This window comes from Pseudooceanicola sp. (assembly GCF_029213205.1).
GTDB lineage: Bacteria > Pseudomonadota > Alphaproteobacteria > Rhodobacterales > Rhodobacteraceae > Pseudooceanicola.
Genome location: NZ_JARGNH010000014.1, coordinates 16,528 through 35,326, shown reverse-complemented (window position 1 = coordinate 35,326; position 18,799 = coordinate 16,528). Strand labels below are relative to the sequence as shown.

Genomic DNA, 18,799 nt, shown 5'->3' with positions numbered 1-18,799 from the left:
TTTTTGTGCGGTGTCGGTCCTGTGGACCGCCCCCGCGCGGCCTCCGGCGGGGATATTTGGAACCAGAGGAAGCGGCAGGTGGAGCAGGCCCGAGGTCCAGCCCCCTGCGTCTGGCAGGGGGCCTTCCCCTGGTGCGATCATCGGCGTCCCCGCCTGTACCGCCAAACCAGCGAACCCGATTCGGGTTAACAATCCTTTGCTTCCTCTGGTCTCAAATATCCCGGGGTTTGGGGCAGAGCCCCAATCGCGCGCAGCGCTTCAATACCCGGCGGCGCGGTCGACCCGATGCAGCAGGTCTTCGCCAGCCTCGCTGCGGCGGATGTTTTCGGCGATCACCCGTGCCGCGCTCTCGGGGCGGGTTTCCGCGGCGACATGCGGGCTGACGGTGACCTGCGGATGCGCCCAGAACGGATGCGCGGGAGGCAGCGGCTCCTGGCGGAAGACATCCAGCGTCGCATGGGCGATCTGGCCGCTGTCCAGCGCGGCAATCAGCGCGTCATCGTCGATCAGCGCGCCGCGCCCGGGGTTGAGGAGCACCGCGCCCCGGGGCAGCTGGGTCAGGGCGGTGGCATCCAGCAGCCCCTCGGTGGCCGGTGTCAGCGGCAACAGCAGCACCAGGATCGCCGATCCGGCAAGGGTTGTCGCCAATCCCTCGGCGCCGTGCCGACAGGTCAGGCCGGGCACATCGTGGGCCCGGCGGCTCCAGCCGGTGACAGGAAAGCCGAGCCCGGCCAGCGCCTGTCCACAGGCCTGGCCCAGCTCGCCGAGTCCGAGGATGCCGATGGGCCGGGCATGGGCCAGGGGTGGCACCTGTGGCGCCCAGGTCCCGTCTTGCTGCGCCAGCAGCCGGTCAAGCCCGAGGTGATGGCGCAGCACCTGGCCACAGACCCACTCCACCATGCCCTGTCTGAGGCTGCCGTCGACCATCCGACACAGCGGCTGGGTCAGGGTCGGGTTGTCGACGATGCCCTCAACCCCGGCCCAGAGGCTGAGCACCGCCCTGGCACGGGTGAAGGGGCGGAAATCCCGCAGCCCGGCATGCGGTGCATAGACGATGTAATCGACACCTTCCGGGGTCAAATCCGGCGCCGGATTCGGACACAGCGTTACATCGTGCAGCCCGGCCTCGGCCAGCGCGGTGCGCAATGGCGCCTCATAGAGCGGCCAAAGGTCGGGCGCGGCGGCGAACAGGACAGTGACCATCAGCGGCGGCTGCGCGGGCGGTGGACATGGGCGCTTTGCGCGACGCCAAAGCCGATCAGCAGAACCACCATCGCCGAGCCGCCATAGGACACCAGCGGCAGCGGCACCCCGACCACCGGCGCCAGCCCCATCACCATCGACATGTTCACCGCAAAGAACAGAAAGAAGGTCATCGCCATGCCCAGGGTGACCAGCGATCCATAGCGGCTGGCATTGGTCAGTGCCGAATGCAGGCAAAAGGCGATGATCAGCGCATAGAGCACCAGCAACGCCCCGGCGCCGACAAAGCCGAATTCCTCGGCCAGGGTGGTAAAGATGAAATCGGTGTGCTTTTCCGGCAGGAAGTTCAGCCGCGACTGGGTGCCCTGCATGAAGCCGCGCCCGGTCCAGCCGCCCGATCCCAGCGCGATCTTGGACTGGGTTATGTGATAGCCGGCGCCGAGCGGGTCATTGGAGGGGTCAAGAAAGGTGTCGATCCGGCGGAATTGGTAATCCTGAAGCATCTGCCAATCGGTGCCGCGCGACTGGAACACCGCCGTCACCAGCCCGCCCGCCGCCGCCAGCACCGCTGCGAAATAGGCCCAATGCACCCCGGCAAAGAACATCATCGCGCCGCCCCCGGCCATCAGCAGGATGGCGGTGCCGAGGTCGGGTTGACCCAGCACCAGCGCCGTTGGCGCCAGGATGATCAGCACCGGCACCGCCACCCAGAGCGGATGCGACACCCGGCGCAGTGGCAGCCAGTCGTAATAGGCGGCCAGCAGCATCACCAGGGTGACCTTCATCAGTTCCGAGGGTTGCAGCCGCACGAATCCCAGATCGATCCAGCGCTGTGCGCCCATACCGATGGCACCAAAGAATTCCACCGCCAACAGCATTGCCAGGGCGCCGAGATAGGCGACGCCCGAGACATTGCGCCAGAACCAGATCGGCACCATCGCCACGGTGATCATCAGGGAAAAGCCGATGAGGAAACGCTTGATCTGTGCCTCGGACCAGGGGGAGAAGGAGCCGCCCGCCACCGAATACAGCATCAGGAAGCCGACACAGGCGACGGCGGTCAGCAGCAGCGCCAGCGGCCAGTTCAGGTAAAGGATCTTGCGAAAGCCGCTGGGCGTCGCCTGAACCGAATATTCCAGATAGCTCATGCGCGGCTCTTTCCATTCACGTCCTCGGGCGGGCGCAGTTCCCGCAGCCGCTCTTGCTGGGCGCGGATGCGGCCGCGGTCCTTGGACGGGTAGGCCGACAGCGGCGGGTCGTCGCCATAGAGCGCTTGCAATGTGACGTCGCGGGCGATCGGCGCCGCCGTGGTCGAGCCACCACCGCCATGTTCCACCACCACCGCCACCGCGATCCGGGGCGCGTCATAGGGGGCGAAATCGACAAACAGCGCATGGTCGCGCCGGTCCCAGGGCAATTGGTCGTTGCTCGACACCCCGCGGGCGCGTTCGGCGGCGGTGATGTTGCGCACCTGGCTGGTGCCGGTCTTGCCCGCCATCCGCATGGTGTCTTCGGCAATACGGTTGGAATAGGCGGTGCCACGACGGTTGTTGGAGACCTGAAACATCGCCTTGCGCACCTGCCGCAGGTTGTTTTCGTTGAGTCCCAGGCTGGCCCCGGCGCCGGAGGGTTGTTCGACGGCGTCGATGGATTTGATGATTCGCGGCGACACCGCCCGCCCGGTGGCGATCCGCGCCGTCATCACCGCCAGCTGCATCGGCGAGGCCAGCACAAACCCCTGACCAATGGCCGAGTTGACGCTGTCACCAATCAGCCAATCCTCGCCGCGCACCTGCTGTTTCCAGGCCTTGGTCGGGGCCAGCCCCTGCGCCACTGCTGACAGCGGAATGTCATGGCGCACGCCGATGCCCAGCCGCCGCGCCATTTCCGAAATCCGTTCGATGCCGATTTCCAGCGCCAGCTCATAATAGTAGACGTCACAGCTTTCGCGCAGCGATTGTTCCAGATCGACATGGCCGTGCCCGCCACGTTTCCAACAGTGAAAACGGCGGTCGCTGACCTCAAGGTAACCGGGGCAATACTGGGTGTCATCGGGCTTGATCAGGCCGCTTTCCAGCGCCGCCAGTGCGGTCACCATCTTGAAGGTCGATCCGGGCGGATAGGCGCCCTGCACCGATTTGGCCGCCAGCGGGCGATAGGGGTTTTCGGTCAGCCCCTTGTAATCGGCCACCGAAATGCCGCTGACAAACAGGTTGGGATCAAAGCTGGGCGATGAGGCCAGCGCCAGCAGATCACCGGTCTCGCAATCGATCACCACCGCCGAGGCGCTGTCCTCGCCCAGCCGGGCCTGCACATAGTTTTGCAGGCGGTGGTCGATGGTCAGTTGCAGATTGGCGCCTTCAAGCCCCTCGCGCCGCGACAATTCCCGCATCACCCGCCCGGTGGCGTTGACCTCAAGCCGTCGCGCCCCGGCCTTGCCGCGCAGCTGCGATTCCATCTTGGCCTCGATCCCGACCTTGCCGATCTGGAAACGCGGGATCCGCAGCAGTTGGTCCGGGTCTTCGATCCGGTTCAGGTCGTAATCGCTGACCGGCCCGACATAGCCGACCACATGGGCCAGATCCGCCGCCAGCGGATAGACCCGGCTGAACCCGACCTCGGGGGTGACGCCGGGCAGGGCCGGGGCATTGACCGCCACGCGCGAGATATCCTCCCAGGCGACCCGGTCCGCCAGGGTGATCGGCAGGAACGGGGCCGAGCGTTTCATCTCGGTCATTGCCTTTTCAAGCTCATCGGGGTCGAGTTCGACCAGCCGCGACAGCCGGGCGATGACCGCGTCGACGTCACCGGCATCCTCGCGCACCATGACAATCCGATAGGTCTGCTCGTTGCGTGCCAGAATACGCCCGTTGCGGTCGAAAATCTCGCCCCGGGCAGGCGGGATCAGCCGGATGTTCACCCGGTTCTCTTCGGCCAGAAGACGAAATTCATCGGCCTGATCGACCTGCATATAGCGCATCCTGAAGCCCAGCACGCCCATCACGCCCAGCTGACCGGCCGCCAGGATCAGCCCGCGCCGGGTGATCTTGCGGCTGCTTTCCAGCCGGTCCTGTGGGCGCGGCCGTCTCATATCCGACTTCCCAGCGCGGCGGCTTCGCCGGGGCTCTGCTTGCGCAACCCGAACAGCAGGACCGAGGCCAGCACCACCAGCGGATAGATCGCGGCGCTGACCACCAATTGCATCAGGTTCAGGAACAGCGGCGGCAGGTCGGTGACAAAGACCACCAGCAGCACCCGATAGCCGATCACCACCCCGGCCATCGCCACGCTTGCCGCCAGCCATTCGGCGGCAAAGGGCAATTCGCGCATCGCCCGCCCGCGGCCTTTCAGCCATTCGCAGCCCAGCACCACCAGCGCCGCCATCAGCCCGGGCGGGCGCTGCAGCATCAGATCCGACAGCAGCATCAGCAGCGCCACGATCAGCAACGGCGCATAGGCGGGTCGCCGGATCGTCCAGGCAAAGATCAGCGCCAGCAGCAGGTCCGGCCCGGCCCAGCGACGCGGCGCGGTTTCCAGCGGCATCAGGTCGATCAGAATGATGGCAAGGCCGATCAGCGCAAAGCTCAGCCGCATCAGCCAGAGCCGCGCGGCCCCGGTTCTGAGGACCAGATCAGCCATTGTTGGGCTCGCTTGCGGCCTCGGCATTGCTCTGCGGTTGGGCCTCGGGCCGGGTTGCCGGGGCCACCATGGCGCCGGGATCGGTGACGATTTCGGTGCCCAGATGGCGCAGCACCCGTAGAAATTCCAGCCGCTCGTAATCGGCGGCCAGGCGCACCCGCAGGCGGCCACCGGAATCCTGTGCCACCTGGCCGACCAGCAGCCCGGCGGGGAACACCCCGCCATCGCCGGAAGAGATCACCCGGTCGCCGGGGCGCACCTGATCGGGGTCTTCGAGAAAATCAATCGGCGGCACGGCGGTGTTGTCGCCCGCCAGCATCGCCCGCTGGCCCGAGGGCTGAATGGTCACCGGTATCCGGCTGGAGGTGTCCGTCAGAAGCAGCACCCGCGCCGTGCTTTCGCCCACGCCGGAGATCCGTCCGACCAGGCCGATCCCATCCATCGCCGCCCAGCCGTCGACGATGCCATCGCGGCTGCCGACGTTCAGCATCACCGATTGGCGAAACGGCGAGCCGCTGTCGGCCATCACCACACCGGTGACATAGGTCAGCCGGGGATCCAGTCGCACATTGTTCAGGTCGAGCAGCCGGGCGTTTTCCTGTTCCAGCTGCAACGCCGCTTCCTTCCAGGCCTTCATCTGCTGCAATTCGCGCCGCAATTCGCGGTTCTGGTCGCGGATCCGGTCATAGGATTGGAAATCGCGCAGGGTGTTCACCGCTGCCGTCACCGGGGCCATCATCCAGTCGAAATTGGGCAGCAGCCGATCCGCCACCTGGGCGCGGAACCGATCAACCCGGGGGCTGTCGATACGCCAGACCAGAAAGATCGACAGCAGGCACAGAACCAACACCCCGACCAGCAAACGCCGGAGCGGAGCGACATAATCCTCGTCCTGTCCTCGGTTCCTGGCCATCGGTTCCCTTCACCTGACGCCCAAATCTCCCGCCGCATGGCGCCGGGTCAGGGCGTTGGCGCGAGTCTTGTCGGCTTAGCTGTCGTAGTCAATCGCGTGACGCAATTGTGCTTCGTATTCCAAGGCTTTGCCGGTTCCCAGTGCGACGCAATTCAAACTTTCGTCAGCGATCGAGACCGGCAGCCCGGTCTGTTCGCGCAGCGCCAGGTCGAGATCGCCCAGCAGCGCGCCGCCGCCGGTCAGCATCACCCCGCGGTCAACGATATCGGCGGCCAGATCCGGCGGCGTCGCTTCAAGCGCGATCATCACCGCCTCACAGATTTGCTGCACCGGTTCCGACAACGCCTCGGCGACCTGGGCCTGGGTGATTTCGGTTTCCTTGGGGATGCCGTTCAGCAGGTCGCGGCCGCGAATGAACATCGATTGACCGCGCCCGTCATCGGGCATCCGCGCGGTGCCGATCGAGGTCTTGATCCGCTCGGCGGTGGATTCGCCGACCAGCAGGTTATGCTGACGGCGCAGGTAGTTGACGATCGCCTCGTCCATCCGGTCGCCGCCGACGCGGACCGAACGGGCATAGACGATATCGCCCAGGCTCAGCACCGCCACCTCGGTGGTCCCGCCGCCGATATCGACGACCATGTTGCCGGTCGGATCGGTGATCGGCATGCCGGCGCCAATCGCCGCCGCAATTGGTTCGGCAATCAGCCCGGCCCGGCGCGCGCCCGCAGACAGCACCGACTGGCGGATCGCGCGTTTTTCCACCGGGGTGGCACCATGCGGCACGCAGACGATGATCTTGGGCTTGGAAAAGGTGGTGCGTTTGTGAACCTTGCGGATGAAATGCTTGATCATCGCCTCGGCGGTGTCAAAATCCGCAATCACGCCTTCGCGCATCGGGCGGATCGCCTCGATGCTGCCCGGGGTGCGGCCCAGCATCAGCTTGGCATCCTCGCCGACCGCCAGCACCTTTTTGACGCCGTCCTTGACGTGGTAGGCCACGACAGAAGGTTCGGACAGAATAATCCCACGCCCTTTGACATAAATCAGCGTGTTCGCGGTTCCGAGGTCGATTGCCATGTCGGCTGCAAACAGCCCCGGCATCTTGTCGAAAAGTCTCATATTAATTTTGTCCTGAGTGCCCGTTTCCCCAACGTGCCCGCGACTCGGGGTGGTGCGGACAAGATGTTGTTATAGGCGGGGGGGGCCGGGCGTGAAAGGGAAACGTGGCTGCACATCAGCGTGATACCGCCAGTCCTGGCCGGGGCGGGGGGGGGGCGCCGCCGGGCTCAAACTCGGTGCCTCAGCAGCGCATCGACCCAGGCGGGGACGGTTTGGCTGGCCGGGCCGATGATCGCGCGGGCGAAATCGCTGCGCACCGCCGAGGCTTCGAGGTTGATCTCAAGCGTATCGGCCCCGGCCTGATCGGCGGCGCGCACGAACCCGGCCGCCGGGTAGACCTGGCCACTGGTGCCAATCGCGACGAAGAGGTCGCACCCCGTCAGATGCGCCTCGATCTCCTCCATGTGATAGGGCATTTCACCGAACCAGACGACATCGGGCCGGGTCGGGGCATCGGCGCAGCGCGGGCAAGCGGTGGCGAGGTCGAGGCGGCGCTCGAACGGCCAGCCCCAGCGGTGGCCACAGGCGTTGCACAACAGCGCGTCCAGCACCCCATGCATATGAATCACCGCGCTGGCGCCGCCGCGTTCGTGCAGCCGGTCGACATTCTGGGTGACGATCACCACCTCGCCTGGATAGCTGGCTTGCAGATGCGCCAGCGCCAGATGCGCCGCGTTCGGCTGCACCTCACGGTGCTTGCCGCGCCGCATGTTGTAGAAATCGATGACCATCTGCGGATCGCGAGCAAAGCCCTCGGGCGTCGCCACATCCTCGATCCGCTGGTTTTCCCAAAGCCCCCCGGCGCCGCGAAAGGTGCCAAGCCCACTTTCCGCCGATATGCCGGCCCCGGTGAGGATCACGATCTTGTCCATGTCGCCTCCGTGGCCCAAAAGGTTGCTGAACGAGCCCTGCCTCGACAGGGCTTTGAGAACATGGTTCACCCTTTGGGCCGCGCCGACGGGGGTGAGGATGCGCGGGACGGACGAGACGAGCGGGCCGTGGTTCACTCTGACAATAGCCGCCAACCACCTCGCCAGACCACCCCGGTTTTGCGTGCCGCATGACGCGGAGAGACGATCCACGGGGCACATGTCGAGCCGCCAAAGGACGGCGCGATCAGGCGAAACGGCCCTGATGCGGGGACAGCCTTCCTGATAAGCGACTGTTTCGGCACCCTGTTAGGCAATCCGCCGCCGTGGCGACAGGATGATCAGGGTCAGCGTCAGGCTGATCCCGGCGCAGGCGGCGATGACCAGCAGCATCGGCACTGCGGTTCCGTCAAAGAACAGCCCCGAGACCAGGATCATCAGCCCGCCCGCCAGCATCTGCAAGGTGCCGCCCAGGGACGAGGCCAGCCCGGCGATATCGCCATGCTCGTCCAGCGCCAGAACCATCGTCGTCGGGATCACCAGGCCGAGGCAGGCATTGCCGAGGAACAGCCCGGCGATGATCGTGTAGAGCCCGGCCAGACCGGACAACGCCAGCAGGGCCAGGGTGGCGGTGCTGAGGCAGAATCCGATCACCGCCAGGCGGATCACCTTTGCCACCCCGAGCCGCATGCCCAGCGGGGCCGCCACTTGCGAGGCTGAGAAAAAGCCGATGGCATTGATTGCGAAGGCGATGGAGAACCCGGTCGGGCTCAGCCCGAATTCACCGGAATAGACAAAGCTGGCCGAGGCGATGAAGACAAAGAAGCTGGCCATGCCGAAACCGCCGATAAAGGTCAGCCCCATGAACAGCGGATCGCGCAGCAGCACCCCGGCGCCGCGCCGCATATTGGTCAGGTTCACCGGCACCCGGCGCTCACGTGGCAGGGTTTCGGGCAGCGTCGTCGAGGCCAGCACCAGGCTGATCAGCGCCAGCCCGGCCAGCACACCGAACACCGCCCGCCAATCGGCCACCGCGATCACCCCGGCTCCGGCCAGCGGCGCCAGCATTGGCGAGACCGAGATGACAAGCATCAGCATCGCCATCAGCCGCGTCGCCTCGGCCCCGGTATAGCGGTCGCGGATCACCGCCCGCGTGACCACCATCAGCGCCGCGCCGCCCAGCCCCTGCAGCGCCCGCCAGAGCGCCAGGCTGGTCACATCCCCGGCGCTCATCGCGCCCAGCGACCCGGCCAGGAACACCGCCAGCCCCAGCAGGATCGGCGGTTTGCGCCCGGTCTGATCCGACATCGGGCCATAGAACAGCTGGCCCAGGCCGAAGGTGGCGAAATAGGCGGTCAGGGTCATTTGCACCTGCGCTTCGCTGCTGCCCAGATCGAGGGCGATGCGGGGCAGGGCGGGCAGATACATATCGACCGCAAACGGGCCAATGAGGCCAAGCAGGCCGAGGACTATCGCCAGGCGAAGCATGTCGGAGCCTTTCGGGCGCACGGGGCGGCAAGCCGCGGGCATGGGCGGGAGCGGGGGGGCCGAGTCGCCGCGCAAGCTATGTTCGACGCCCGGGAATGCCAAGGCCGCGACGCCCGCAAGCTTGCGATGCGGCGCAAAAGGTGGTTCTGCTGCTGCCAGTCCCGTCAAAGGAAACATCATGCCCGATCCCACCCTTCTGGTTACCATGTTTGCCCTGCTGCTGGTGATTGGCGCCTTTGCCGGGGTGCTGGCCGGGTTGCTCGGGGTTGGCGGTGGCATCGTTCTGGTGCCGGCATTCTTTTACGCCTTCACCACCCTCGGCTATGGCGGGCCGAACCTGATGCAGATCTGTCTGGCCACCTCGCTGGCCACCATCGTGGTCACCTCGCTCAGGTCGCTGCATTCGCACAATCGCAAGGGCGCGGTCGATTGGGATATCCTAAAAACCTGGGCGCCAGGCATCGTCATCGGCGCGGTGCTGGGGATGCTGGTCGCCGCCTCGGTGCGCTCGCTGGCGCTGCAAATCCTGTTCGGGGTTCTGGGCATCGTCGTTGGCCTTTACCTGGCCTTTGGCAAACCCGAATGGCGGCTGGCCGAATCGATGCCGACCGGGGTGAAACGCGCGCTGCTGTCGCCTCTGCTCGGCTTCATGTCGGTGCTGATGGGGATTGGCGGCGGCAGTTTCGGGGTGCCGTTGATGACCCTCTACGCTCGCCCGATCCACCGTGCGGTCGCCACCGCCTCGGGCTTTGGTGTGCTGATCGCGGTGCCCTCGGTCACCGGCTTTCTGTTCTATACCCCCGTGGGCCAGACGGTTCCGCCTTACAGCCTTGGCGCGGTGAACCTGCCGGCGTTCTTCGTGGTCATCGCGATGACCCTGATCACCACGCCGCTGGGGGTGAAACTGGCCCATGCCACCGACCCGAAACCGCTGCGCCGGATCTTTGCCGCCTTCCTGTTTCTGGTGGCGCTGAACATGCTGCGCAAGGCGCTTATTGGCTGATCCTGCCGCCGGGTTTCCCTGACATGGCCCTGCTCTGGCCCTGATCGGGCCTAAATCTGCGGCGACAAATGCGGCAACCAACCGCAGGATTCTCGCCATGCTTGAGCTTCTCATCGTTTTTGCCCTTGCCTCGATCGGCATCTATTTCACCACCACCACCAACGAACCGGAATATTCCGGGGCGTCACGGTATGACATGGATGAATTCGAAACCTCGGAGGACGAAGACGAAGGGGCCGGGATCGGCATCCTCGGGTTCGACCTGGCTCGCAAGAACAAGAAGCGCAGCAAGAAGGCGCTGCAGGATGCCGCCGACGATCTGCCGCTGGCCGCAGTGGTCGAAGATGATTTCGACAGAGAGGGCGATGGCATCTCCGGGATGGACGATCACCTCGCAACCATGGCTGAGGCAACCGATGCCTCGGTTGGTGATACCATCCGTTCGGTGATCGGTGGTTTTGACGTGGATGCGGATTATTCCAGCGCGGGTGCTGGCGATCTGGATGAGGACGACACGCCCGAAATTGCCGAGCGCCGCGCGTTTCATGGCGCAAGCGATCTGCGCGATTGGGACAGCGCCGATGAGGATGACGAACTGTTCGAGGATGATGTCGATCTCGATCTCATCAGCTCGATGGCGCGCGGTGACCTGCTGGAGGTCGAAGGCGCGCCTGAGGCCAAGCCTGCGGCCAAGATCGCCGATGCGATTGGCGGCATGGTCCGCGGTGGTGCCCCCGATATCGGTCTGGCCCGTCGCGACGAGGATGAAGACGACGATTTTGACACCGGTTTCGCCTCTGGCAAGGCGCATCGCGCCAACCCTGCGGCGCCGCTGCTGATCGAAGATTTTGATCCCGAAGCGGATCAGATCATGATCGCCTATAACCGCGAAGAGACGGGCGACGGACGGATCGGGATTTCCGAGGATCCGGCCAATCCCGGCACTGCACGGGTGACGCTGGGCGGCAAGGTCGTGGCGATTGTGCCCGGCGGTTATGGCCTGGTGCGGGCGCATCACATCGATCTGTACCCGGCGCATCAGGCGGCCTAGGTTTCAGACCCTATTCACCGCCCCGCTGCAACCGACCGCTGCGACCACCGCGCCTGCGGCTGAGCCGCGGCTGGCGGGTCGGCAATTCGGCGATGATCGCGGCGCGCTCCTGATCCGAATAGCGCGACCACATGGTGATTTCATCGCGGCTGCGCAGGCAGCCGGTGCACAGCCCCGCATCCGGGTGGATCAGGCAAATCTTGATGCAGGGCGAGGCGATTTCGGCGCGCTGCCAGATCTCGTCGCTCATCCCGCACTCCGCATATGCTGCAGCCGGTCCAGCGCCCCCTGCAGGATATAACCCGCCGCGACATGATCGATGACCTCGGCCCGGCGCCGTCGCGAGGTGTCCGCCTCGATCAGCGCCCGCTCGGCGGCGACGGTGGACAGCCGTTCATCCCAGAACCCGATGGGCAGATCGTGGATCCGCTGAAAATTGCGGGCAAAGGCGCGAGTCGCCTGACAGCGCGGCCCTTCGGAGCCGTCCATATTGCGCGGCAGGCCAAAGATCAGACCGCCGATATTGCGTTGCCGCAGAATCTCGATCAGCGCCTCGGCATCGGGGGTGAATTTCTTGCGCCGGATGGTGCTCAGCGGGGTGGCGACGCTCTGTGTCACATCCGACACCGCTATGCCGATGGTCTTGTCGCCCAGATCGATCCCGGCCAGCGCCCGGAACGGCGGCAACGCGGCGGCGAAATCGGCGATGTCGTCGTGGATCATTCGTTCAGTCCCGCCTCGGCGGCGGCGGCGTCGATGGTGGCCAGATCGGCACTGCGCCCGGCAAAGACCTGCCGCGCTTCGTCGCGGATGGTGCGGGCGCGCGCCGTCTCTCCCAGCACCCCGTAGGCGCCGATCAGCCGTGCCCATTCCGCTGCCGACCCGCCCTGGGTCGCCAGTCGCTCTGCCAGCCGGGTGACCATGCCGCGGATCATATCCTGACGCTCTGTCACATCCATCTCGCCTGCCGCATCGATATCCGCAGCACTCGGCCCGGCCAGGCTTTCGTTCGGGCGCGGCGGTTCATAGGTGACCCCGGCCAGCATCGCGGCCTCGTCGATCTGCGCGCGGATCGGTGCGATCCAGCTGGCGTTTTCTGGCCCGGTCCGCAACAGCCGGTCCCAGATCCGAAATGCCAGATCCGGACGCCCGGTCTGGCGCCACATTGCACCGAGGTAATATTGCGCCGTACCGTTCTCGGCGTCGCGGCTCAGCACCGCGCGCAGGGCGCTTTCGGCTTTGGGCGACACATAGCCGCCCGCCGCATAGATCATGTATTCGCCGTAATCGAGGTAATCCTGCGCCGTAGCCGTGGTGCCCAGGATCATCAGAACCTGTTCCTGCGCGGCATAGGCAGCGCGAAAATTGCCCAGCGACGCCTCGTTGCGGGCCAACAACCGGTGACCTTGCAAATCGCCGGGCCTGGTGGCCACCGCATCGCGCAGTCGCGTCATCAGGGTCTGGAATTCCTCGGCCACCTCGACAGGCGACTTCGGCGGCAGGCTTGCCTCGACCTCAGCCTGGCTGGGGCGGGTGTCGCGCAGCTCGGCGGCCATTGCCAGCCGGTCCGCCAGCGGCAGGTCGCCATAGCCCGGCGCGCCCAGCCGCGTATAAAGCGCCAGTGCGCCGCCGACCACCAAGAGTGCCAGCAGCGCCACAAGCCCAGGCGACAGGCGCCGCGTCACTGACTCGGCCCCGGTCTGAGCCGCTGCATCGGCGGCCAGCAACCGGCGGGCGATTTCATTGCTCAGCCGCCCGGCCTCGTCCGCGCCGATCACCCCGCGCGCCTGATCCCGCGCGACCTCGGCCAATTGCGCGCGATAGACCGGGATATCGGCGCCGCCGGGCCCGGCGACCCGTGATGGCGCGCGCAGCGCCGTCAGGCCGATCAGCCCGGCGACACTGGCCGACAGGCCGGCTGCGATGATCCAGAAAAGCATGGGCGCTCCGATTAAACCCGCATTGCATAGCGCGTGCGCCCGCGGCAAAAAAGGCCAAATGCCCGCGCTTGCCAAGCCATGTCGCAAGTGTGATCTGAGATGACGCTCCCGGTCGGCGGACAAATCCGCTAAGGGTTCAGAACAGGGCCAGCCACCCGGCCCACCCGATCCAGACGGAGCCTGCCGCCGATGAAACGCTATTCCGCCTTTGCCATCGCTCGCGAGGCGCTGCGCCATCACAGCGGCTGGGACCGCGCCTGGGCGGCACCCGCGCCGAAAAAACGCTATGACGTGATCATCGTCGGGGCCGGGGGCCACGGGTTGGCCACCGCCTATTACCTTGGCAAGAACCACGGCATCACCAATGTCGCGGTGCTGGAAAAGGGCTGGCTCGGCGGCGGCAACACCGGGCGCAACACCACGATCATCCGTTCGAACTACCTGCAGGATTCCTCGTCCGCGATCTATGAAAAGGCGCGCAGCCTGTATGAGACCCTCAGTCAGGATCTGAACTACAATGTCATGTTCAGCCCGCGTGGGGTGATGATGCTGGCCCAGACCGAACATGAAAAACGCGGCTATCTGCGCACCGCCCATGCCAATGCGCTGCAGGGGGTCGAAACCGAATTCGTCGGGCCGGACCGGGTCAGGCAGCTTTGCCCGATCATCAATATCGACGGCCCGCGCTACCCGGTCCTTGGTGCGCTCTGGCAGCCACGCGGCGGCACCGCGCGCCATGATGCGGTGGCCTGGGGTTATGCCCGCGCCTGTTCGGCGATGGGCATCGACATCATTCAGCAATGCGAGGTGACCGGGGTGCGCTCTGAGGGCGGCAAGGTCACCGGGGTTGAGACCAGCAAGGGCGCGATTGACTGCGCCAAGCTGGGGATGGTGGTCGCTGGTCATTCCGGGGTGCTGGCCGAAATGGCTGGCTTCCGCTTGCCGATTGAAAGCGTGGCGCTGCAGGCGCTGGTCTCCGAACCGATCAAGCCCTGCATGGATGTGGTGGTGATGGCCAACACCGTGCATGGCTACATGAGCCAATCCGACAAGGGCGAGATGGTGATCGGTGGCGGCGCCGATGGCTATAACAATTACACCCAGCGCGGATCGTTCCATCATATCGAGGAAACCGTGCGCGCCCTGGTCGAAACCTTCCCGATGATCTCGCGGCTGAAAATGCTGCGGCAATGGGGCGGCATCGTCGACATGACCGGCGACCGCTCACCGATTTTGTCACGAACCCCGCTCGACGGCTGTTTCATCAATTGCGGCTGGGGCACCGGTGGTTTCAAGGCCATCCCCGGCTCCGGCTGGGGCTTTGCCGAGCTGATGGCGACCGGCGCTTCGCCGCTGACCGCCGAATTCGGGCTGGAGCGGTTCCGCGAGGGCCGCTTTGTCGATGAAAGCGTGGCGGCGGGGGTGGCGCATTGATGGCCGGTTCCGAAGCCCTGGTCAAACGGATGTGCGCGGCCCTCGCGGCTGAGCCGGGCCTGACCGAGAAAAGGATGACACCATGCTGATCCTGACCTGCCCCTGTTGTGGCGTGAGTGCCGAGGAAACCGAATTCCACTGCGGCGGCGAGGCGCATCTCAAACGTTTTGGCCCCGACAGTTCCGACAGCGATTTCGAAACCTATCTGTTCCAGCGGCAAAACCCGCGCGGCGTGCATTTCGAGCGCTGGCGCCATGTCAACGGCTGCGGCAAGTGGTTCCACGCCGCCCGCTGCACCCAGACCCTGGAAATCTTCGGCACCTACCCGGCGCAGACCACGGAGCCGCCACAGGCGCTCCGTGACCGCATCGCGGAAAAACGCCCCGGCTGGACCCAGGAAAGCGTATCATGATCCTTCATCTTGCCAGAAATATTCTCGGGGGGTGCGGGGGGCAGACAGCCCCCCGCCGTGCCACCGCGCCGGAGGCCACAGCATGAGCACCCGGCTTGCCAAGGGCGGGCGCCTGATCGACCGATCAAAACGCCTCGACTTCACCTTCAACGGCAAACAATTCAGCGGTCAGGCGGGGGATACGCTGGCCTCGGCGCTGCTGGCCAACAACCAGACCCTGCTGGGGCGCAGTTTCAAGTATCACCGGCCACGCGGGCTGATCGCCAGCGGCAGCGAAGAGCCCAATGCCCTGGTCGGGCTGGGTGCGGGCGGGTCTTTCGAACCCAACCAGCGCGCCACGACGCAGGAGTTGTTCTCTGGTCTGAGTGCCCAGAGCCAGAACCATTGGCCGAGCCTTGATTTCGACATCGGCGCGGTCAATGCGCGGGTGTCGCAATTCTTTCCCGCGGGATTCTATTACAAGACCTTCCAATGGCCGCGCGCCTTCTGGAAACATCTCTACGAACCGATCATCCGCCAATCTGCCGGTCTGGGCCGGGCGCCGACAGCGCGCGACGCCGATCGCTATGAACACTTCTACGCCTTCACCGATGTGCTGGTGATCGGCGGCGGCATTGCCGGGCTGACCGCCGCCAGGGCCGCCGCCGACTCCGGCGCCGAGGTGCTGGTGCTCGAACAAAGCGCCGATTGGGGCGGTCGTGCCCCGGTCGATGGCGGTCAGATCGGCGATCTGGAGGCAGAGGCCCATTGCGCGGCGCTGGTGGCCGATCTGGCCGCGCGCCCGAATGTGCGGATGCGCAACCGGATGATGGGCGCGGGGGTCTATGATCACGGCTATGTGCTGGGCTATGAGCGGCTCAGCGATCATGCGCCTGGCACGCCGGGACCCCGGCACCGGCTCTGGCGGATCCGCGCGGCACAGATCATCACCGCGACGGGGGCCATCGAGCGGCCGATCAGCTTTGCCGGCAATGATGTGCCCGGGGTGATGCTGGCCTCAGCGATTCGCGATTACGTGGTCAATTGGGCGGTGTCACCGGGAGATCGCACCCTGGTGGTGACCAATAATGATGACGCCTATCGCAGCGCCCTGACCCTGCATTCGGCGGGCCTTGCGGTGCCCGCGATCCTCGACGCCCGCCCGGGTGGTGGCGGCGCATTGGCGGCGCAGGCCCGTGCCGCCGGTATCCGGGTCGAGACCGGCCGCGGCATCGCCAGGGTGCTGGGCGGCAAGCGGGTCACCGCGGTGGCGATCTGCGCCCAGGCGGGCGAGGGCGCGGTGCTGGAAACCATTCCCTGTGACGCGGTGGCAATGTCGGGTGGCTGGTCACCGGTGGTGCATCTGTGGTCGCATTGCGGCGGCAAGCTCACCTGGGACGAGGCGCAGGCGATGTTCCGCCCCGACGCCGATCGCGCCGCCACCGGCGCCGATGGCCTGCCCTTTGTGATCGCCGCAGGCGCCGCCGATGGCGAGTTCGGCCTGGCCGCGCTGGTGGCGAATGCGCACCAGGCCGGGTTGCAGGCTGCCGAACGCTGCGGCCACAGCGCCCGATCCGGCAGGGCGCAGCCGCTGCCCGAGATCGTCGACCTGCCTGAGGCGCCGATCGAACCGGTTTGGATGATGCCGCAGGGGGCCGGCTCCGGGCTGCGCGCCAAGGCGTTTCTGGATTATCAGAACGACGTCAAGGTGTCCGACGTGCAACTGGCCGCGCAGGAGGGGTTTGAAAGTGTCGAACACGCCAAGCGCTATACCACCCTCGGGATGGCGACTGATCAGGGTAAGCTGAGCAATATCAACGGTCTGGCGGTGTTGGCGGGCAGTCTGAACGCGCCGATCCCGGCGGTCGGCACCACCACCTTCCGCCCTCCCTACACCCCGATCAGCATGGGCGCGATTGCCGGTGAGGCGCGCGGCGATCTGTTTCAGCCGCTGCGCCGCACCCCGATGCACGACTGGCACCAGGCAAACGGCGCGCAGTGGGAGCCGGTTGGCCATTGGCGTCGCCCCTATTGCTATCCGCAGGACGGCGAAAGCCACGCCGAGGCGGTGGCGCGTGAGATCACCCAGGTGCGCGGTGGGGTCGGGCTGCTCGATGCCTCGACGCTGGGCAAGATCGTGGTCAAGGGGCCGGATGCGGGGCGGTTCCTCGACATGCTCTACACCAACATGATGTCGAGCCTGAAACCGGGAAAATGCCGCTATGGGCTGATGTGCAGCGAAAACGGCTTTCTCATCGACGATGGTGTGGTGGCGCGCTGGGATGACGACACCTTCCTCTGCCACACCACCACCGGCGGCGCCGAGCGGATCCACGCGCATATGGAGGAATGGCTGCAGACCGAATGGTGGGACTGGCAGGTCTATACCGCCAATGTCACCGAACACTATGCCCAGATCGCGGTGGTCGGCCCGAAGGCCCGCGAAGTGATCGAATCGTTGGGGGCAGAGGGCATGGAAAGTCAAACCTTTCCGTTCATGGCCTGGGCGGATCGCGAGGTCGCCGGGATCAAGGCGCGGATCTACCGGATCAGCTTTTCCGGCGAGCTGTCTTACGAAATCGCGGTGCCGGCCTCGCAAGGGCAGGCGCTCTGGGACCGGCTGCTGGAGGCCGGGGCACCGCTCGGCATGATGCCCTATGGCACCGAGGCGTTGCATGTGATGCGCGCCGAAAAGGGCTTTATCATGATCGGCGACGAGACTGACGGTACAGTTATCCCGCAGGACCTGGGGCTGGATTGGGCGATTTCAAAGAAGAAAACCGATTACCTCGGCAAACGGGCGCAGGCGCGCAGCCATATGACGGACCCGAACCGGTGGAAACTGGTCGGGCTGGAAACCCTTGACGGCTCGGTCTTGCCAGAGGGCGCCTATGCGCTGGGCGCGGGGGTCAATGCCAACGGCCAGGCGGTGACCATCGGGCGGGTCACCTCGACCTATCATTCGCCGACGCTGGGACGCGGGATTGCCATGGGGCTGGTGCTGAACGGGCCGGACCGGCAAGGCGAGGTGATCGAGTTCGGCCAATTGGATGGCGGCCGGGTGTCGGCGCGGATCGTCGATCCGGTGTTTTTTGACAAGGACGGGGAGAAACAGAATGTCTGAGCTCCTGACGCCGCTGCTGGGCAAATCCTATGACGGGCTGGTGCAGGTTGCCGAGCTGCCACGGCGCGGGATGATCACCCTGCGCGGCGATATCTCGACCGCGACGATGCGCAATGTCACCACCGGGCTGACCGGCACCGCGATGCCGGGCCGGGGTCGGGTCGAACTGGCCGGTGACGGGATGCTGGCCTGGATGTCGCCGGATGAATTGCTGCTGGTGCTGCCCGCCGACCGGGTGCCCCGGGCGCTGGAGCGGATCGCCAAGGATTTGGCGAGCGCGCATCATTTGGCACTGGATGTCAGCGATGCCAGGGCGATGATCCGGGTCAGCGGCGCGGATGCGGCGGTGCGCGACACGCTGGCCAAGCTGGCGCCGGTCGATTTTTCGGCCAAGGCGTTTCCGGCGGGCAGTTTCCGACGCAGCCGCCTGGCCCAGGTGCCCGCCGCCTTCTGGTGCGCGGGCGCGGGTGATTTCGGGCTGATCTGTTTTCGCTCGGTGGCTGAGTATGCGTTTTCGGCCCTGTCGAACGCCGCCGATCCGGCGGGCACGGTCGGCCATTACGCGTAGCCAGCAAGGCGCTGCTTGCGGTGAATTCGGGTTCGGGCCTTGACCTTGGGCGCC

Annotated in this window: 17 protein-coding genes; 6 read left to right on the top strand and 11 right to left on the bottom strand. The window is 65.9% G+C overall.

Going from position 1 to position 18,799, the window contains the following annotated elements; genetic code table 11:
• Positions 1 to 258: 258 nt before the first annotated feature.
• The 8 genes from P1U48_RS11720 to P1U48_RS11685 all read right to left on the bottom strand — a co-directional run bounded on the left by P1U48_RS11720 (position 259) and on the right by P1U48_RS11685 (position 9,234).
• Positions 259 to 1,203 carry a glyoxylate/hydroxypyruvate reductase A gene (locus P1U48_RS11720; protein ID WP_301069182.1) on the bottom strand — a complete coding sequence of 315 codons (945 nt, stop codon included), beginning with the start codon at positions 1,201 to 1,203 and terminating at the stop codon, positions 259 to 261.
• Positions 1,203 to 2,351, bottom strand: coding sequence for a rod shape-determining protein RodA (rodA, locus tag P1U48_RS11715; protein ID WP_301069181.1), 1,149 nt, complete (start codon positions 2,349 to 2,351; stop codon positions 1,203 to 1,205). The genes P1U48_RS11720 and rodA overlap by 1 nt, the downstream gene beginning before the upstream one ends.
• Entirely contained in the window at positions 2,348 to 4,294 is a 1,947-nt protein-coding gene (gene mrdA, locus P1U48_RS11710; RefSeq protein WP_301069180.1) for a penicillin-binding protein 2, read from the bottom strand. The genes rodA and mrdA overlap by 4 nt, the downstream gene beginning before the upstream one ends.
• Entirely contained in the window at positions 4,291 to 4,842 is a 552-nt protein-coding gene (locus tag P1U48_RS11705; RefSeq protein WP_301069179.1) for a rod shape-determining protein MreD, read from the bottom strand. The genes mrdA and P1U48_RS11705 overlap by 4 nt, the downstream gene beginning before the upstream one ends.
• Positions 4,835 to 5,755 (bottom strand): rod shape-determining protein MreC, encoded by a 921-nt coding sequence (gene mreC / locus P1U48_RS11700; RefSeq protein ID WP_301069178.1) that lies wholly within the window; start codon positions 5,753 to 5,755, stop codon positions 4,835 to 4,837. The genes P1U48_RS11705 and mreC overlap by 8 nt, the downstream gene beginning before the upstream one ends.
• Before the next feature lie 75 nt (positions 5,756 to 5,830).
• Positions 5,831 to 6,877: a rod shape-determining protein gene (locus P1U48_RS11695; protein WP_301069177.1), complete on the bottom strand. Its 1,047-nt coding sequence runs from the start codon at positions 6,875 to 6,877 to the stop codon at positions 5,831 to 5,833.
• A 167-nt stretch (positions 6,878 to 7,044) separates the two neighbouring features.
• Positions 7,045 to 7,749: an NAD-dependent deacylase gene (locus tag P1U48_RS11690; protein ID WP_301069176.1), complete on the bottom strand. Its 705-nt coding sequence runs from the start codon at positions 7,747 to 7,749 to the stop codon at positions 7,045 to 7,047.
• Between the two features lie 306 nt (positions 7,750 to 8,055).
• Positions 8,056 to 9,234: a multidrug effflux MFS transporter gene (locus P1U48_RS11685; protein ID WP_301069175.1), complete on the bottom strand. Its 1,179-nt coding sequence runs from the start codon at positions 9,232 to 9,234 to the stop codon at positions 8,056 to 8,058.
• Between the two features lie 178 nt (positions 9,235 to 9,412).
• On the opposite strand from P1U48_RS11685, the gene P1U48_RS11680 reads away from it, so the two are divergent.
• Together P1U48_RS11680 and P1U48_RS11675 are read left to right on the top strand one after the other, a co-directional pair.
• Positions 9,413 to 10,237, top strand: a complete 825-nt coding sequence (locus P1U48_RS11680; RefSeq protein ID WP_301069174.1) for a sulfite exporter TauE/SafE family protein — start codon at positions 9,413 to 9,415, stop codon at positions 10,235 to 10,237.
• 97 nt (positions 10,238 to 10,334) lie between these two features.
• Positions 10,335 to 11,288: a hypothetical protein gene (locus P1U48_RS11675; protein ID WP_301069173.1), complete on the top strand. Its 954-nt coding sequence runs from the start codon at positions 10,335 to 10,337 to the stop codon at positions 11,286 to 11,288.
• A gap of 10 nt (positions 11,289 to 11,298) precedes the next feature.
• Here P1U48_RS11675 and P1U48_RS11670 read toward each other — a convergent pair whose 3' ends face one another.
• From P1U48_RS11670 to ccmI, 3 genes are read right to left on the bottom strand one after another with little or no spacing between them, the layout of a single operon-like run.
• Positions 11,299 to 11,538: a DUF1289 domain-containing protein gene (locus P1U48_RS11670; RefSeq protein ID WP_301069172.1), complete on the bottom strand. Its 240-nt coding sequence runs from the start codon at positions 11,536 to 11,538 to the stop codon at positions 11,299 to 11,301.
• On the bottom strand, positions 11,535 to 12,011 hold the full coding sequence (gene ruvX / locus P1U48_RS11665; RefSeq protein WP_301069171.1) for a Holliday junction resolvase RuvX: 477 nt from the start codon (positions 12,009 to 12,011) through the stop codon (positions 11,535 to 11,537). Before ruvX ends, P1U48_RS11670 begins: the two co-directional genes overlap by 4 nt.
• Positions 12,008 to 13,228 carry a c-type cytochrome biogenesis protein CcmI gene (gene ccmI, locus P1U48_RS11660; protein WP_301069170.1) on the bottom strand — a complete coding sequence of 407 codons (1,221 nt, stop codon included), beginning with the start codon at positions 13,226 to 13,228 and terminating at the stop codon, positions 12,008 to 12,010. Before ccmI ends, ruvX begins: the two co-directional genes overlap by 4 nt.
• Before the next feature lie 189 nt (positions 13,229 to 13,417).
• On the opposite strand from ccmI, the gene P1U48_RS11655 reads away from it, so the two are divergent.
• From P1U48_RS11655 to P1U48_RS11640, 4 genes are all read left to right on the top strand, one after another.
• Positions 13,418 to 14,662: a sarcosine oxidase subunit beta family protein gene (locus P1U48_RS11655; RefSeq protein ID WP_301069169.1), complete on the top strand. Its 1,245-nt coding sequence runs from the start codon at positions 13,418 to 13,420 to the stop codon at positions 14,660 to 14,662.
• Between the two features lie 82 nt (positions 14,663 to 14,744).
• Complete coding sequence (locus P1U48_RS11650) at positions 14,745 to 15,074, top strand: sarcosine oxidase subunit delta (protein WP_301069167.1); 330 nt, start codon at positions 14,745 to 14,747, stop codon at positions 15,072 to 15,074.
• A gap of 82 nt (positions 15,075 to 15,156) precedes the next feature.
• Positions 15,157 to 18,177 (top strand): sarcosine oxidase subunit alpha family protein, encoded by a 3,021-nt coding sequence (locus P1U48_RS11645; protein ID WP_301069166.1) that lies wholly within the window; start codon positions 15,157 to 15,159, stop codon positions 18,175 to 18,177.
• Positions 18,170 to 18,745: a sarcosine oxidase subunit gamma family protein gene (locus P1U48_RS11640; RefSeq protein ID WP_301069165.1), complete on the top strand. Its 576-nt coding sequence runs from the start codon at positions 18,170 to 18,172 to the stop codon at positions 18,743 to 18,745. Before P1U48_RS11645 ends, P1U48_RS11640 begins: the two co-directional genes overlap by 8 nt.
• The last annotated feature ends 54 nt before the right edge of the window (positions 18,746 to 18,799 follow it).